The sequence below is a fragment of the Streptomyces sp. Je 1-369 genome (assembly GCF_026810505.1).
In the GTDB taxonomy this organism is placed as follows: domain Bacteria; phylum Actinomycetota; class Actinomycetes; order Streptomycetales; family Streptomycetaceae; genus Streptomyces.
Genome location: NZ_CP101750.1, coordinates 8322928 through 8339306, shown reverse-complemented (window position 1 = coordinate 8339306; position 16379 = coordinate 8322928). Strand labels below are relative to the sequence as shown.

The following is a 16379-nucleotide window of genomic DNA, read 5'->3' as shown; positions in this document are numbered from 1 at the left end:
AGAGCACCGCCCGGATCACCAGGACGGGCGTACGAGGTCCGGGGTCAGGGCGGCCAGGTCGGGGGCGCCGAGGAGGGCGAGGGCCAGTTCGGTCTCCCGGTGCAGGGCGTTCAGGGCGGCGGTGACCCCTTCGGCGCCGCCCGCGGCCAGGCTCCAGACGTAGGGACGCCCGATCGCCACGGCGTCCGCGCCGAGCGCCAGCGCCTTCACCACGTCGGTGCCCCGGCGGATACCTCCGTCGATGAGGACCGGAACCCGGCCCGCCACGGCCTCGGCGACGGCGGGCAGGGTGACGAGCGGGGTGATCGCGGTGTCCAGGTTGCGGCCCCCGTGGTTGGACATCCAGACGCCGATCCCGGCCTCCGCGGCCCGGCGGGCGTCGTCGGGGCGCACGATGCCCTTGGCCAGGACCGGCAGCCCGGAGACCGAGCGCAGCCATTCGAGGTCGGACCAGCCGACGGCGGGGTCGATCCGCGGGTCGTGGATGCCGCGGTGCGCGGGGTCGGCCGCGTTCCGGCCGGGCTCCCCGGCGTGCCCGGCCAGGTTGGCGGGCATGCCGTGGGAAGGGAGGGCGAATCCGTTGCGCAGGTCCCTCTCCCGAAGACCCGTCACCGGGGTGTCGACGGTGACGACGCAGGCGGTGGCGCCGGCCGCACGGGCCCGGAGCACCAGGTCCTCGGTGAGGGCCCGGTCCCTCTGCACATAGAGCTGGAACCACCAGGGTGCGGTAGCGGCTGCGCCTATCTCCTCCAGCGTCAGTGTGGAGAAGGTGCTCACCGTGGTGAGGGTTCCCGCGGCGGCGGCGCCCCGCACGGTCGCCGCTTCCGCGTCGGGGTGGAACAGGCCGTGCGAAGCGGTCGGCGCGAGCAGGACGGGGGCGGGGAGTTCCGTGCCGTAGAGGGTGCGGCGGGTGTCCACGCCCGCGGTGCCGGTGAGGACCCGGGGCAGCAGCGCCAGCCGCTCGTACGCCTCGGCGTTCCAGCGCACGGTCCGTTCGTCCGCCGCGCCGCCCTGCAAGTAGTCGTAGGCGGGGGCGGGCAGTACGTCGCGGGCCGCGTCGTGGAAGTCGGCCAGGGTGATGCGCTGGGGATGCGAGGTGGCGGGGCGCGGCAGCGAGGTCGTCACAGTGCTCCCTGGTCGGCGGCGTGCACGCGCAGGTGGAAGGTGAGGCGGTTGATCGCCTCGCGGGCGGCGGCCAGCGCCTCGTCGGCGCTCGGCGCGATCGCGCGGGCGTGGGCGACCCGGGAGGTGGAGGATTGCAGGGTGTCGACGGCGGCGTCCGGCGGGACCAGCAACTGCACTTCGGTCACCCCGGGTATCGCGCGGGCCTCGTCCAGTCCCGTGGTCTCGGCGAGCACTCCGGGGGCGGGCAGCGCGGCGAACCAGATCGCCGAACTGCGGGGAGTGCGCGGTGCGGCGAGGGCGGCTCGGATGCCGGGCAGGACCTTCTCGCCGAGGGTGTGGCGGATGAGGCAGTCGGCGATGTCGACGCCGGTCACGTCGTGGGCGAGGGACGGGATCTCGTCGCCGCCCATGCGGACGTGCGTCTCGATCAACTGCGGTCCGCTCTCGCCGAGGACGACTTCGGTGTGGGTGGCGCCGGCCCTGATGCCGAGGGCGTCGAGGATCCGTTCCACGTAGTCGTGGACCTGCTTCTCCTGGACTGGGGTGAGTGGTGCGGGGCTGACGTGGCCCAGTTCGACGAAGTTCAGCGGGTCGGAGTACTTGCGGGTGATCGCGACGATCTGGTGGTCGCCGTCCTCCGAGAAGGCTTCGACGCTGAACTGCGGGCCCTCGTGGAACTGTTCCACCAGGACCGGCGTGCCGTCGGCGTCCCCGAGTCCGCCGCCCGCCCGTGCGAAGGCGTCGGCGGCCTCCTCGGCGTCACGGGCCAGGGTGATGCCCTTGCTGAAGGAGCCGCTGCCCGGTTTCACGATGCAGGGGGTGTCGTGCGCGGCGAGGAACGCCCGCAGTTCCGCCACGTCGGAGACCTGGGCGCAGGCCGTGGTGTCGATGCCTGCTTCACGCAGCCGGGCCCGCATGGCGTGTTTGTCGTAGACCAGAGCAGTGGTCCGCGGGGAGTGCGCGGCGAGGCCCAGCGCCTGGCCGACGAGCGCGCACTTGTCCTGGTCCCGCTCGCCGAAGGCCACGATCCGGGTGAACGGGTGCCGGGCGTGCACGGCCTCGGCGAACGCGACCCATTCGTCGTCCGGCGCATCGGGGCTCACCCCGATGATCCGGGTGTGTTCCGTCGTCTCACGGAGTTTGGAGAGGTAGTCCAGTCGGCAGATGACGGTGGTGCGGGTGCCTGCCCGGGCGCGGCGCAGCCGGGTGGGCAGGTCTCGGCCGCTGCCGATGACCAGGACGTGCTCGGACATGAAGGTCGACCTCGCTGGAGTAGGCGTGATGGCGGTGGTCAGAGATGGGTGAGCCAGCCGTGGGGGTCGTCCGTCCGGCCGTGGACCACGTCCTGGAACGCCTGGCGCAGTCGCCGCGTGATGGGTCCGCTGCCCGCTTCGGTGACGGGGCGGTCGTCGACCGAGGCGATGGGGACGATCTCGGCGGCGGTACCGGTGAGGAACGCCTCGTCGGCGACGTAGAGCTCGCTGCGGGTCAGGCTCTGCTCCCGCACCTCGTGGCCGAGGTCGCGGGCGAGGGTGATCGCGGTGTCCCTGGTGATGCCGGGCAGGATGTTGTCGCTGACCGGCGGGGTGGTGATCACTCCGTCGCGTACGGCGAAGACGTTGGCGGCGGACGCCTCGGCCACGTGGCCGCCGGGGGTGAGCATGAGGGCGTCGTCGTAGCCCGCACGGATCGCGGCGACCTTGGCGAGCGCGGAGTTGACGTACGCGCCGGTGGCCTTGGCCAGTGGCGGCACCGCGTGCACGCCGTTGCGCTGCCAGCTGCTGACCATCAGCCGGCAGCCTTCCTGATCGGCCTTCTCCCCCAGGTACGAGCCCCAGGGCCAGGCCGCGATGGCGACCCTGGCGCTGTCCAGGCGCGGAGCGACGCCCATGGTGCCGTATTCGAGGTAGACGAGGGGGCGCAGGTAGCCGCTCTCCAGGCCGGTGCGGCGCAGCAGTTCGAGGCACGCCTCGGTGAGTTCGTCGACGCTGTGGCCGGGGTCCATGAGGTAGACGCGCGCCGAGTCGTGCAGCCGCTGGAGGTGTTCGCGCAACCGGAAGACGGCCGGGCCCCGCTCCGTCGGGTAGGCGCGGATGCCTTCGTAGACGCCCCAGCCGTAGTGCAGGCTGGGGGTGAGGACGTGTACCTGTGCCTGATCCCAGGGGACGAACTTGCCGTCCATCCAGATGTCGCTGGTGGGCGTGAGCTTCATCGTGCGGCTCCGTAAACGGTGGATGAGGGCGGGAGGGTACGGGACGGGACCGGGGTGGCCGGGCTGCCGACGTGCTCCAGTCGGCGTTCGATGCTGCGGGACTGGAGGGCCAGCACCTCGTGGAAGACTTCGGCGTCCGGCCCGTGGAAGGCGAACCAGCCCCAGCGGGGTCGCAGCGCGCAGCCGCGCTGGAACTTGGCCTCGTAGGTGGCGAGTCCGTAATGGATGCGGCGGATGCCGTTCTCCAGCGCCCAGCGGGTTGTCTCGTGGTAGGTGAGGGCGAGGTAGCAGCCCGAGGCCTCGGGGGCGAAGCCCACGGTGCGCAGGAAGAGGGCGTCGCCCGCTCTGAGGTACAGCGCGAAACCGAGCACGCGGCCCTCGTGGGCGGCGCCGAGGACGACGCACGACTCGCCGATCTCCTCGCGCAGGGCGTCGAAGTCGCGGCGGACACGCTCGTGTCCGCCGGGCAGTCCGTACTTCGCCCGGTGGGCCACCTGGAGGGCGGTCACCGTGTCATCGAGGGCTTCCGGGCCGGTGGTGGCCACGGTGTGGAAGCCGCTGTTCTCGTAGGCGGTGACCTCTTTGCGCAGTCCTCTTCGGCGGCGGCTGCTGAGCCCGGCCACGTACTGCTCCCAGTCGTCGGCGCTCAACTCGTGCACGGCGTCGGCGCCGAGGAGCGTCGCGTGGTAGCCGGCACGGGTGGCGGCGGCGTCCACCCCCTCTGCCTCGGGCTCACCCACGTAGAGCAACGCCGTGCTGCGGCAGCCGAGTTGCTCCGATATCTGCTGAAGGAGGGCGGGGAGCGCCGCCATGACCGACCGGCGCTGCTCCGGGGAGCGCCCGTGGGTGTGGGCCACGCCGTGATGGTTGCCGAAGGTGGCGAGGGCCAGGGAGGGGTAGTGGTCGGCGCGGCCCTCGGGCAGGGATGCCGTGAGGCGGTCCCACTGTTCGCGCTCGGCCTCGTCGAGGAGTTCGGGCTCGGCCATGGGTGAGGCGGTGCCCGCCAGCCTCGGGGCGTCGTAGAAGAGCAGCCCGCCGGGCTCCTGGGTGACGAGCAGCGTGGCCAGCGCCACCGGCCGGTCCTCTTCGAGTACTTGGAGGCAGTGCGTCTCGTGGAGGTCGGTCCGCGCGGTGAAGCGCAGCCAGCGGGCGTCGTCCCAGATCAGGTCTGAAGCGCCCTCCCCAGTACCGTCCTGCCCGATGCCGTCCTGCCCGGTGCCGTCGTGGTGTGCCGGGTGATGGCCGGGCGGGAGCAGCCGGGCGGTGAACGAACCGTGGTGCGCGGTGGCCGCCGTCGTGGTCATCGCGCCCCTCCTTCGGTGCGGCCTGCGGTGGCGGGGACCGGCGCGGGCGGCTCGGTGTCGTCCCAGCCGAAGCCCGCGCCGACCAGTTGTGCGGTGGCGTCGAGTCTGCTGTCCAGGACGGCGGGGTCGGGGTCGGTGATCACCCAGGTGGCGAGGAAGTCGCCGGACTTGCGCAGCCGGTAGCGCTCCCCGCTCCAGTCGTCGCCGATCCGGGTGTTGAGGACGAAGTCCGTCGTTCCCGGCGGCGGTTCGGGCAACCGCAGGACCCGGCCGTGCTTCGGCGGAATGCCGCAGAAGGCGGCGCGGGGGGCGGTGCGCGCGTGGTTGCGTACGGCGTCGAGCGCGACGGGCAGCCCGCACTCGACGCGGGCCCACAGCTCTCGCGGGTCGGTGCCCAGGATGTGGCGGAGCATGGCGGGGATCGGTCCGCCGCCGATCCGGGCGGCCACTTCGCACAGCACGATCCGGCCGCTGTCGGTGACGAAGAACTCCGCGTGCGCGCAGAGGGTGGCCGGCGAGGGCAGCGCGTCGATCAGTCGCCACGTCTCATCGACCAAACGCTCGTGGAGCGGATCGGCGGGGTCGAGGTTGCGCGAGCCGAGCGGGGCGTCCTCCCAGTGGGTCAGGCACCCGGCGCCGGTGTACCGGGAGGCGACGGCCGCGACGGGCTCGCCCTCGGCCCGGAAGACGTCCACGTGGTGCAGGGTTCCGTCGATGAACTCCTCGACCTCGTACGAGCCGCCCGCCACCTGCTCGGCGAGCGCGTACGCCTGGCCGGGTGCGTCGAGCACGTGCACGCCCGTCGATCCGGAGCCGCTCCTCGGCTTGACCACGACCCGGCCGGGGCGGGCGGCCATGAAGTCCGTGATGTCGCCGACGGTCGCGACGGGCGCGAAGGCGGGGACGGGCAGGCCCGCGGCGCTCGCGTACTGCTTCATCAGGACCTTGTCGCGGTATGCGGCGGCCGTGGTGCTGTCGAGGCCGGGCAGGGCCAGCTCGCGGCGCAGCAGGGCGGCGCGCTCGACGTCGGCCTCGGCCAGCGCCAGTACGGCACGGGGACGGTGTCTGCGGGCGGCCGCACGGGCGGCGGTGAGCACGGCGTCGTCGTCGGTGTAGTCGGCGACGGTGACGACCTCCGTGAAGCCCTCGCCCACGGGGGCGCCATCGGCGGTGACCGCGACGAGCCTGCCCGCCTCCTCCGGCAGCCACTGGGCGAACGGGAGCCCTGCCTGGCGGGGGCTGATCAGGACGAGGATCACGCGGACGCCTCCTCGGTCCCGGGGAGGCCGAGCCGCGCGGCGAGCTCGTCCAGGGCGGAGGCGGTGCCCGCGTCCAGGGGGATGCCGTGGGTCTCCCGGTGCCGTTCGTGGGCGCGTTGCGGGTCACCGGGGGCCAGCACGGGCCGGTCCGTCGCGGCGGTCGCGGTGCGCACCGTGGTCAGCAGATCCGTCAGTCCGGTGGCGAAGCTGTCCGCGCCGGTGAACGCGGCCGGGTCGAGGGCGAGTACGAGATGCCCGATGCCGCGGCTCGCTCCGGCGCCGCCCGCACCGACCTGGGAGAGCCGCCAGTCGGGTGCGGTGCCGGTGAGTACGGCGCCGAGCAGGGTGACGGCCATGGCCAGGCCCTGCCCCTTGTATCCGCCGAGCGGCGAGAGCGCGTACGCCTCCTCGGGGTGCGTGGTGGGCCGGCCCGCGCTGTCGGTGGCCCAGCCGTCGTCCAGGCCGCGGCCTTCGGCCCTGCGCTGCTTCACCTCGCCGAAGCAGACCTGGCTGGTGGCCATGTCCAGGGCGAATTCCTCGTCGCCGCCGCCCGCGGCGACGCTGATGGGGTTGGTGCCGAACAGCGGCTCGACGCCCCCGTACGGTGCCACCCGGGAGGCGGCCGAGGTGACGGCGATGCCCACCAGTCCCGTTCGGGCCAGGGTGCGCGTGTAGACCGACGCGGCCCCGAAGTGGTTGGAGTTGCGCACGCCGACGGCGGCCACCCCGTACCGGGCGGCCCGCTCCGCCGCGAGCCGTGCGGCCGTCAGTCCGGCGAGGACGCCGAGCGAGCCGTCGGCGTCCAGGAGCAGTCCGGCGCCCCTGTCCCGCACGACGGTCGGCTCCGCCGCCGCGCGGGCCACTCCGGTGGACAGCTCGTTGAGGTACTGCGGGAGCAGGCGCAGGCCGTGCGTGTCGATGCCGCGCAGCGAGGTGGTGACCAGTGCGTCGGCCACCTGGTCGGCCTCCTCCGGGGGCAGGTCCGCCGCGACGAGTGCCTCGCGGGCGAGGTTTCGTGCCTGTCGTGGGTGGATGGTGCGGCCCGTGGCGGGCGGCGCGGGCTCGGCTCGGGGTGTCCCGGCCGGGGCTTCGGTGGTCAACGGGTGCTCCTGTGCACGAAGTGATGGGGACCGGCCCCCGGCAGGTCGACGGGCCGGCCGAGGACGTCGAAACGGTGCTTGCGGTAGAAGCCGAGGGCCGCGTCGGGGACGTGGCCCCAGACCGTTTCGGCGCCGTCCAGGGCCGCGACGGTCAGGGCGGTGCGCAGGAGCGCACTGCCCGCACCCGTACCGCGTGCCTCGTCGAGGGTGGCCATGCCGTACAGGCGCCGGGCGCCGCCGGGGCGCGGGTCCGGCAGGTCGTGGCCGGCCGGGGGGTCCTCGGCGTACAGGGAGGCGGCGCCCACCTCGCGGCCCTGGAGCAGCGCCGCGAGGTGCCGGGCAGCGGGGTGTTCGTCCTGCGGGTGGCCTGCGCCCGGCACGGCCGGTGCGGAGTCCGGTACCTGACGGCGTACGAGGTGCGCACGCCCGGCCGGGACGTGGTGCACGTACCAGCCGTGGGCCGTGGCGTCCGGGAGGTATCCGGAGCCGGGGCGGTCGGGCAGCGCGACGTGGCCGGTGGCGTCGAGGCTGAGCCCGTGTCCGGTGTCCACCGCGAGCAGGTCGACCACGTCGACGTCGAGGTGGTCGACGAGACCGCCGAGGTGGGCGGTGGCGGAGACGCCCGCGGCGGACTCGGGCATGCAGCCGAGCATGGTGATCAGGCCGCGTTCCCGTGCGGCCCGCAGCATGGCCAGGGCCGGGGTGAGGCCGCCCGCCTTCATCGGCTTGACGTTGATGCCGTGGAACGCGTCCGCGCAGGCGTCCAGGTCGGATGGGGAGGTGATGCTCTCGTCGGCGATGACGGGGATCGGGCTGATCTCCTTGAGGCTGCGGGCGTCGTCCCAGGCCGTGCGGGGGTAGGGCTGTTCGATCAGCCGCACCCCCAGGCCGTGCAGGTGGGGCAGGGCGGGGACGAGCCGGTCCGGATCCCAGCCGCAGTTGCCGTCGATGAGGAAGGGTGCGTCGGTCCGGCGGCGCAGTTCGCGCAGGATGCCGAGGTCACCGGGGTCCGCGAGCTTGACCTTGTACGCGCACCAGCCCGGCCGTTCGCGCAGTTTCCCGGCCATCGCCTCGGGGGTGTCGAGGCCGATGCTGTAACTGGAGCGCAGGTTCCGCGGCGGGTCCAGGCCCAGGGACTTCCACAGCGGGACGCTGAGCAGGCGGGCCCGCAGGTCGTGGAGGGCCGAGTCGAGTGCCGCGAGCACGAACGGGGAGTCGGGCAGCTCGGCGGCCAGCCGCCGCCAGACGGTGTCGGCGTCGCCGTCCGGCCCGCGGACGTCGAGGGTGGCCAGCAGGGGCGCCGTTCGCCGTAGGTCGGCGTGCATCCGCTCCAGGCCGGAGTTGTAGTGGTCCGTCATGAAGCAGGAGGCTTCGCCGTAGCCGGATACGCCGTCCTGCTCCGCCTCGACGATGACCGTACGCGTGATCGGGATGGCCTCCCGCGCGGAGCGCCAGAGGTGACGTTGGGTCAGGCTGGCCTCGTGCGCGGTGACCCTCACCGGTCACCCGCTCGTGGCGACTGGGACGCTTCGGGGTCCGGCTGCCCGGGGAACCAGGAGCCCAGCGCGGGGCGGAGGTCGTCGAACCACTCCGCCTTCGGGTCGTACCGCGCGAAGAACTGCCGCCCCACCAGCCGGGCATCACGGGCCTGGAGCAGCCGCAGCGAGAAGACCCGCTCCCCCGCGACGGTGGTCACCGAGTCCAGCAGGACCTTCCCCGGCGAGGCCGACATCACCGGGCCCCGGGCGGAGCGGGCAAGCCCGGAGACGCCGCGGATGGCGTTGTTGTAGATGTCCAGCGCCTCGGCGAGCGGCACACCGAAGTAGCTGCGGGCGCCGGTGTCCCGCTCGACGAACATGTAGTACGGCACCACGCCGAGCTCCACGAGCTGCTGCCACATCCGCGACCAGGCGTCCGCGCGGTCGTTGACGTGAGCGATCAGCGGTGCCTGGGCGCGGATCACCGCGCCGGTCGACCGCAGACGCGCGATGGCCTCCCGCACCACCGGGGTCTCCAGCTCCCTCGGGTGGGAGAAGTGCGCCATGACCGCGACGTGCCGGCCGGCCGCGACACAGCGTTCGAGGAGCCGCAGCAGATCGTCCGCGTCGGCGTCGCCGGTGAAGCGGGCCGGCCAGTAGGAGAGCGCCTTGGTCCCGAAGCGCAGCGTGCGCACGCTCTCCATGGCCGGGTCGAGCAGCGGCTCGATCCAGCGCTTCAGCACCGCGGTCTTCATGATCATGGGGTCGCCGCCGGTGAAGAGGACGTCGGTGACCTCGCGGTGGTTCGCCAGGTAGCCGGTGAGGTCCTCGGGTGAGCGCAGCGCCTGCCTGAGTTCGGCCACCCCGACGAACTGGGCCCAGCGGAAGCAGTATCCGCAGTACGCGTGGCAGGTCTGGCCCTGTGAGGGGAAGACCAGCAGGGTTTCGTCGTACTTGTGCTGGAGCCCGTCGAGCCTGCGTCCGTCCAGTGTCGGCACATTGGCCTCGAGCTGGTCGCCGGGGTGGGGGTTGAGCAGTTCCTGGGCGTCGGCGGCGGCCTTGCGCAGGACGTCGCGCGGCGCCTCGCTGTCATGGAGGGCCGCGATGTTCCCGAAGACGTCCGGCGGGAGCATGTCGCGGTGCGGGAAGGTGAGCCGGAAGATCGGGTCGTCGGGCGCCGCCGACCAGTCGATGAGCTGGTCGGCGACGTACTCGTTCACCTTGAAGGGCAGGACGGAGGAGACGACCCGCAGGTCGCGCAGGTACTCCTCGGACATCCCGCGGTCGCGAGCGAGCGCCGCCAGGCGTTCGTGGGAGTAGGTCTTCACACGGAATCCTCATGGGTCCTCGGTGGCGGGGCACCCGCCACCGGTCGCGTGCCAGGGCAGCGTCAGTGGGCGATGTGGGAGCGGGACCAGTCGAAGTCCACCTGGTCGGACACGCCCATCTGCTCCACCAGCTTGTGCAGTCCGGTGTAGTCGCGGACCAGCCGCGCACGGCCCGCGTCCGCCTGGCAGTCCGCGAGCATCTCGTGCCCGCCGTCGATGCCGGCGAGGTCGACGATCCGGTGCCAGGTCGAGTAGTCGTTGGCCACGAAGGCGTCGAGGCCCTGCATCAGCATGTCCAGGAAGTACCTGCGCTGGCGGGCGTCGAGGTGGTGGTAGACCATCTCGGCGAGCACGTGCGAGATGGACGCGTGACAGTACTCGTCGCGGTTGTGCAGCTTCGCGGTCGTGCTGTTGATCGGCTGGATCGTCGTGTCCTCGGCGAGCAGGTCGAGGTACGCGTTGATGGAGATCTCCGAGACCGTCGCGAAGGCCAGCGTCGTCAGGGACTTCTCCCAGCGCTCGCCCGCTCGGTCCCGCAGTTCCTGGTGGACGCGCGCGGTGTGGGAGAGCGGCAGCGCGTTGTCCGGCATGGCGTGCCCCCGCTTCCTGCGGGTCACCGCGCTCGCGTTGAGGTGCATGAGCGTGTGGTACTGCTCATCGACCATCGCCTGGGCCAGTGACAGGTTGAGCGCCTCCCCGGTGAGGCCCGGGTACTCCCCCTCCATGACCAGCGCGAACGCGGGGTTGGCCACCTTCTGCTCGGCCATGACGGTGTGCCGGTTGTACGCGATCCACGCCCAGCTCAGCAGTTCGGCCCGCTTCTCCGGGTCCAGGCCGAGGAACGTCGGGTGGTCACGGAAGGGCAGGATCCGCTCGGGGTAGTCCGCGCGTGACAGGTCGAACAGTTCGTCGAGGTCGGGCTCCTCCCGCTTGACGGTGGCACGGCGGTGCCAGTTGCCGACGAGTCGGCGGATCACCGCGTTCTCCACCGGGTCGTTCGGGTCGAAGGTCGGGATGCCCTCGGGGAGCGGGGGGCCCGGGATCTCCTGCCCGACCGCGTCATCGGGGCCGCCTTCAAGGATCGGGGTGTCGCTGTTCATCACATTCCTCACGGGGAGCGGTGCCGACCGGCACCGCGGGTGGTGGGGGCTCCGCCTTCCAGCGGCGCCGGGGGCCCACGGTGGGGTTCAACGACAGGCTTCTTAGGACTCCTGGAGCCAGTAGCGCGTGAGGTGGCGTCGCGCGTCGCTGTAGGAGGAGCGGGCGTGCAGCATCCGCTGGTTGTCCCAGACGAGGATCGAGTCCTCCGGAATGAGGACGGACACCTTGTTGTCCCGGAAGAACGTCTCGGCCCGCACGGCCAGTTCGCGTCCCAGGGAGCCCAACGGCAGTTCGTCGGCGGGTACGTCGGCGTCGACCGGAGGGTCGTAGTGGCCGGCGGTCAGCAGGTTGTAGCTGAACCGGACGATGTCACGGCCCTCGGGAGTGCTCTCCACCGCGGGGCGGCGCACTCCGGCGGTGCCGGTGCCACCGGTGTTGTGGCCTACCCAGTCGATGGCTTCGCCCTGCACCGTCCGACGCTCCTCCTCGCTGAGGGAGGCGATGAAGGCGTACGCGTCGGCGAGTTCGGTCTGTCCGCTGCCGCACCGGGCCTGGACGCGGCAGTGGAGAGCGAGGTAACGGGGCGGCGGGTTCCAGCCGGGTGCCTCGGTGTGCACGAGGATGGTGTTGGTGCTCTTGGAGTAGCGCCGGTCCTCGAAGCCGGGGGCGGCCTTCACCTGATAGCGCAGCTGCCCGTCGTACTGCGGTATGAGGGCGCCGAGATCCTGTAGGGCCGCGGCGGCCTGTTCGTCGGTGGTGATGCCGTCGAGCAGGGTGTAGCCCTGGTCGAGGAGTTCCTGCTGGGTGCGCGGGGTGAGGGCAGTCGTCATGGTCTGCGTTGCTCCATGTCAGTTCCTGGGATGGGGAGGCATGGGCCGGGCGCGGCAACACGCGAAGCCGCCGCCGCGCCGGGGGCGGGCTCCACTGAAGAATGGATGTGCGGTGCACGGCCGAGGGAGCGTGCTCGACGAACACGTCCCGAAGCGCTACGGGTGCCGGGCGACTCGGCGTCGGCCGGGGGAGGACCACTGCGGCTCACTGCGGCCGGGGACGCGGCGACACGTCACCGTGATCGGCGTGGGCCGACGTCCGTGCGCGCCTCTCGCTCATGCGGGGGTGTCGCGGCAGGGGGCCGGAGCGTGGTCGCGTACGACGAGGGGCGCCGCGCTCACCCGACCTGCGCGGCGGGGGTGAAGGGAGCGCCCGGGCTCAACTGCCCCAGGTCACATCGGCGCTGTGCATCACGTCCGGGATGAGCTGGGACAGGTCGCCCGCCGGCACGGTGGCGGCGGACGTGCTTTCGGAACGTACCTGGGGGGAGGCCTGAGCACTGCCCGGGGAGACCGCCTGAGCCATGAGGAGGGCGCCGAGCGCGATGCTGCCGGCTGCGACGATCCTGAAAGTCGGGGTGAGTCTCACGGAACGGCCTTTCGGTGAATTGCGTTCTGCATTTTCGGCGAACTTCCGGAATCCGCTCGGAGTGCTTTTGGCTCTCCTCGCCGCGCCGGTGCCCCTACTCTGGCAACTCGCCGTCCCCTTCGGAAGGGGGTTCCGGTGGACGGAACATGTTGTGTCCTATCCCGTCCACGGGTGACGGGGACGCCATGCGATCCCAGAACTCCGGAATCAGCACCACTCCGCAGGACGCCATCCGGAAGGGCGCCAAGGGGAAATGCGCGGCGAGTGATCGCAAGCACAGGGCCGCGGCCCTCAGTTCCGCGACGGCCAGGCTCGGAGCGGTCAGGAAGAGGCCGACCACGGGTCCGCCGGGCCCGTCCGGGTCCACGCTGACGTGCTCCAGGCCGTCTCCCGGCTCGGCGCAGGAGGCCAAGGCAGCTCCCGTCCCCGTCGGCAGCGGCACATCAGCGGGCCCGTCCAGACGGACATGTACGAGATACATGGCGCCCCCTCCCCCATCACCCTTGTTCCTGTGCTCGGTTGACGTTCTTGTGCTCGGCCGACATTCCCGTGCTCCGCCGGACATTCCCGTGCTCGGCCGACGGCGGTCCCGGCCGCGAACGGCCCCGCGCACCCGCCGGTCGCCCGCACGCCCGGGCAGCATCCTCTGCGTTCACTCGACGCGGCGGCCAGGTCCGTACCGGCGCGGACCACGACGTCAGCGTAGGTGAGGCACGTGTTCCTCACAGAGCGGGCCCGCTTCACCGGCGGTTGACACCCAGGCCGTCCGTCCGTCATCCGACGCACTATTGATACACCACCCGCAAAGCTGCGGTGTCCTTTCCCCAGGCCGCCGTCGGACGGTTCCATGCCTGGCCGATGAATGCAGTGGCCGATACCGTCCAGGCCGAAGGGGTTGATGGGGGCCGTTCCCCGATCGCATGGTGTTCTGAGCGTGCGACGCCACGAATTCCACGGCGAACCGGCAATTCAGGGCGGGTCGATGCCGTCACCTCACCCTCTACCACATCCCTTGACGCGACTCGTGACTTCGCAGCCCGAAGAGAGCTGAACAACCGGTGGAGACACAGCCTTTATGACGAATGCCTTGACCTCAGCGGCGCCCGTCCGCCCTTCGCCCCTGGCGTTCCGCGTCTTCCTCGCCGGGCAGAGCGTCTCACTGATCGGCGACGGTCTCGCGATCCTCGCGATTCCCCTGCTCGTCCTCGAGGTCAGCGGTTCCCCGTACGCGGCGGTGATGGCCGCCATCCCGCGGACCGTCGGCTATCTCCTTGTCGGCCTGCCCGCCGGTGCGCTGGTGGACCGGCTGAACCCCCGTAACGTCATGCTGACCATGGACGTCGTACGGTTCGGGGTCTTCCTCTCCCTCGCCGTACTCGCGGCCACCTCGCAGCTCGCCGTCCCGGTGATCCTCGCCCTCGCGTTCGTCGCGGCGGGGGCCGGCGTGTTCTTCGAGACCGCGCTCACCGTGGCGGTGCGGGACCTGGTCGAGGAGGAACGCCTGGTCCGTACGAACTCGCTCCTGGAGGCCGCGAATCAGAGCGCGCAGATCGTCGGCCCGGGGCTGGTCGGCGTGCTGTCGGCACTGTGGGGCCTCCAGGTCGCGCTCCTGGTCAACGCCTGCACCTTCGCGGTGTCCTTCGTTTCCGTCCTGCACGTACTGCGCGGCAAGGGCCGGGCGAGCCGACCCCCGTCCCCGCCGCTGCGCGAGGCCCTGCGCGGGGTGCGGGGCGACCTGGTCGAGGGCTTCCGCTGTCTGCGGTCCCTGCGTGTCGTGCTCGTGGTGACCTGCTTGCAGGCAAGCGCCAATCTCTTCCTCGCCGTCGGCTACCTCCTGGTCTTCTACCTGCGCGACACCCTCCACCTCAGCGCCTCCGAGGCGAGTGCCGTCGTCGCGGCAGGCGGCGTGGGCGGGGTGCTCGGCACCGCGGTGGCCCTCCGGCTCGGCCGCAGGATGCGGCACGAGACCCTCATCGCACTCAGCGCGGCCTGTCTGGGGACCACACTGGCGTCCCTGGGGGTGGCGACCTCCCTGGTCCCGCTCCTGGTGCTGAATTTGCTGCTCGGGGGTTCCACGGTGACAGCGGTGGTACTCATCCGCACGCTGCGCCAACGCCTGGTGCCACGAGCCCTGTTGGGCCGGGTCACCGCCACGGCCAAGGTGGCCGCGCTGGCGGCGAGCCCGGTCGGAGCCCTCGCGGGCGGTGCGCTCACCACGCTCAATCACGGCGATCCCCGCCCGGTGTTCCTGGCAGCCGGCCTCCTCAGCGTCCTGACGACCGCGGCCGCCTGGGCACTGGGTCTGCGGACCGGCTCACATTCTCCGTCCGGCGCGGAACAGGGGCCCACCGCGCCCGGGGCGTCCGCCATACCCGCACCGGAGGCCGACGGGGCCGCCAAGGCGCCCTGACCGACGGCGTCACCTCACACCCCCCCGCGCGACAGACGCCCCCGCCCCGCGAACGGGGCGGTCACAGCGCCTGCGCGCGGGCGCCTGCCGAAGGCCAAGCCGTCGTAAAAATTGTGCCTTCGCGGGCAGGCTTGATTACAGGCCTCGCACCTGGCACGACTTCACGGGTACGAGCGGGCCGAAGGCCACGCGCCCGCGGCCCGCGAAGTCGTCGCGGGCCGCCGACGGTTCGGCATCCGTCATGGTCAGCCCGGTCCTCCATGGCGCCGGACAGAGCCGGTACGTCCCGGACGATCTGTCGGCCGAACGGCGGAAGCTGCCTTTACGAGGCCGGTCCTGCACGGTGGTGGCCGGGTTCGGCAGCCCCGTATGGATGGGTTCGTGGGCCGAAAGGTGACCTTGACAAGATCACTCACGCATCGGAAGTTCATTCCATGCCCCATGCACACACCAGACGTCGTCGCACCGTGTCCGCAGGACCACCCAAAGGCTGATCGCCCGGTTGCCCCGCCCGTCGCGGAGACCACCGCGCCTCCCTCCCCACGCCTTTCCGGACACGTTCACCGATCGGGAGAAACACCTCATGCTGGCCGCACTCGGACTCGACACGGACACCGAACGCGTCTACCGCGCCATGCTGGACCATCGTGACGACGGGATATCCGCACTGTCCCAGCGACTCGCACTGCCGGAGGACCGGTTACGGAACTGCCTCGACCGGCTCCATTCCCTCGCACTCGTCCGACCGACGGCCAAGGCCGACAGTGCTTTCCGGGTACTGGGCCCGGAACAGGCGATGAAGTTGCTGCTCGCCCGCCAGCAGGCCGAACTCGCCGCCCACCAGGAGCGTCTGGAGACCGCTAGGGTCGCGGCCGCGCAACTCGTCGCGGAGTGCGCCTCCCTGTACAGACCCTCGGCCGGCTTACACACCGAGGAGCTGACCGGTGCGGAGGAGATACGCGACCGGCTCGCCCGACTCGCCTCCGACGTCCGCCACGAGATCATGACCCTCGCTCCGGGCGGCGCCCATTCGGAGAGCGACCTGCAGGCCAGCCGCAAGCCGAACGCGACCCTGCTGGACCGCGGTGTCACGGTACGGACCATCTACCTCGACAGCGTCCGCAACCATCAGCCCACGCTCCGGCACGTCCAGTGGCTCCACGAACGCGGCGGCCACGTCCGCACCGCTCCCAGCCTGCCGATCCGCATGATCATCGCGGACCGGACCGAGGCCGTCCTCCCCCTGGACCCCGCGGACGCGAGCTGCGGCGCCGTGGTCCTCACGGGGCAGGGCGTCATCACGGCCCTGTGCGAGCTGTTCGACAGCACCTGGCAGGCCGCGAACCCCTTGGTGCCCACGGTGGAACGGGACACCGACGGCCTCACCCCGCAGCACCGCGAGGCCCTCCGGCTGCTCGCCCAGGGGCTGAAGGACGATGCGATCGCCAAGCGCCTGGGCGTCTCCACCCGCACCGCCCGCCGCTTCGCGGCCGAACTCATGGACGCACTCCAGGCACGCAGCCGCTTCGAGGCGGGCGTCCACGCGGTCCAGAACGGCTGGCTCCCCGCGCACCGCACCTGACGGCCCGGCGGCGGGGGCGCGCCACTGTTCGGCTGCCGGACATCAACCGAGGGCCGACGGC

The 16379-nt window shown here is 71.9% G+C and carries 13 protein-coding genes; 2 read left to right on the top strand and 11 right to left on the bottom strand.

Annotation, left to right across the window (positions count from 1 at the left end):
* Positions 1-15 precede the first annotated feature (15 nt).
* From NOO62_RS36875 to NOO62_RS36825, 11 genes are all read right to left on the bottom strand, one after another.
* Positions 16-1125: an alpha-hydroxy acid oxidase gene (locus NOO62_RS36875; protein WP_268775139.1), complete on the bottom strand. Its 1110-nt coding sequence runs from the start codon at positions 1123-1125 to the stop codon at positions 16-18.
* A complete protein-coding gene (locus NOO62_RS36870) occupies positions 1122-2378 on the bottom strand; it encodes an ATP-grasp domain-containing protein (RefSeq protein ID WP_268775138.1) in 1257 nt (418 codons plus the stop codon). The genes NOO62_RS36875 and NOO62_RS36870 overlap by 4 nt, the downstream gene beginning before the upstream one ends.
* A gap of 38 nt (positions 2379-2416) precedes the next feature.
* Positions 2417-3337, bottom strand: a complete 921-nt coding sequence (locus NOO62_RS36865) for a branched-chain amino acid transaminase (protein ID WP_268775137.1) — start codon at positions 3335-3337, stop codon at positions 2417-2419.
* A complete protein-coding gene (locus tag NOO62_RS36860) occupies positions 3334-4641 on the bottom strand; it encodes a GNAT family N-acetyltransferase (protein ID WP_268775136.1) in 1308 nt (435 codons plus the stop codon). The genes NOO62_RS36865 and NOO62_RS36860 overlap by 4 nt, the downstream gene beginning before the upstream one ends.
* Positions 4638-5900 (bottom strand): ATP-grasp domain-containing protein, encoded by a 1263-nt coding sequence (locus NOO62_RS36855; protein ID WP_268775135.1) that lies wholly within the window; start codon positions 5898-5900, stop codon positions 4638-4640. The genes NOO62_RS36860 and NOO62_RS36855 overlap by 4 nt, the downstream gene beginning before the upstream one ends.
* The gene (locus NOO62_RS36850; protein WP_268775134.1) at positions 5897-7000 is read right to left on the bottom strand and encodes an Ldh family oxidoreductase; all 1104 of its coding nucleotides are present in this window, start codon (positions 6998-7000) and stop codon (positions 5897-5899) included. The genes NOO62_RS36855 and NOO62_RS36850 overlap by 4 nt, the downstream gene beginning before the upstream one ends.
* Entirely contained in the window at positions 6997-8499 is a 1503-nt protein-coding gene (locus tag NOO62_RS36845) for a GNAT family N-acetyltransferase (protein ID WP_268775133.1), read from the bottom strand. Before NOO62_RS36845 ends, NOO62_RS36850 begins: the two co-directional genes overlap by 4 nt.
* Positions 8496-9806 carry a KamA family radical SAM protein gene (locus NOO62_RS36840; protein WP_268775132.1) on the bottom strand — a complete coding sequence of 437 codons (1311 nt, stop codon included), beginning with the start codon at positions 9804-9806 and terminating at the stop codon, positions 8496-8498. Before NOO62_RS36840 ends, NOO62_RS36845 begins: the two co-directional genes overlap by 4 nt.
* Positions 9807-9868: 62 nt before the next feature.
* Complete coding sequence (locus NOO62_RS36835) at positions 9869-10906, bottom strand: AurF N-oxygenase family protein (RefSeq protein WP_268775131.1); 1038 nt, start codon at positions 10904-10906, stop codon at positions 9869-9871.
* Positions 10907-11008: 102 nt separating this feature from the next.
* A complete protein-coding gene (locus tag NOO62_RS36830) occupies positions 11009-11737 on the bottom strand; it encodes a TauD/TfdA family dioxygenase (RefSeq protein ID WP_268775130.1) in 729 nt (242 codons plus the stop codon).
* Positions 11738-12116: 379 nt separating this feature from the next.
* A complete protein-coding gene (locus NOO62_RS36825; RefSeq protein ID WP_268775129.1) occupies positions 12117-12326 on the bottom strand; it encodes a hypothetical protein in 210 nt (69 codons plus the stop codon).
* Between the two features lie 1075 nt (positions 12327-13401).
* On the opposite strand from NOO62_RS36825, the gene NOO62_RS36820 reads away from it, so the two are divergent.
* Entirely contained in the window at positions 13402-14736 is a 1335-nt protein-coding gene (locus NOO62_RS36820; RefSeq protein ID WP_268775128.1) for an MFS transporter, read from the top strand.
* 583 nt (positions 14737-15319) lie between these two features.
* The gene (locus NOO62_RS36815) at positions 15320-16318 is read left to right on the top strand and encodes a helix-turn-helix transcriptional regulator (RefSeq protein ID WP_268775127.1); all 999 of its coding nucleotides are present in this window, start codon (positions 15320-15322) and stop codon (positions 16316-16318) included.
* Positions 16319-16379 lie beyond the last annotated feature (61 nt).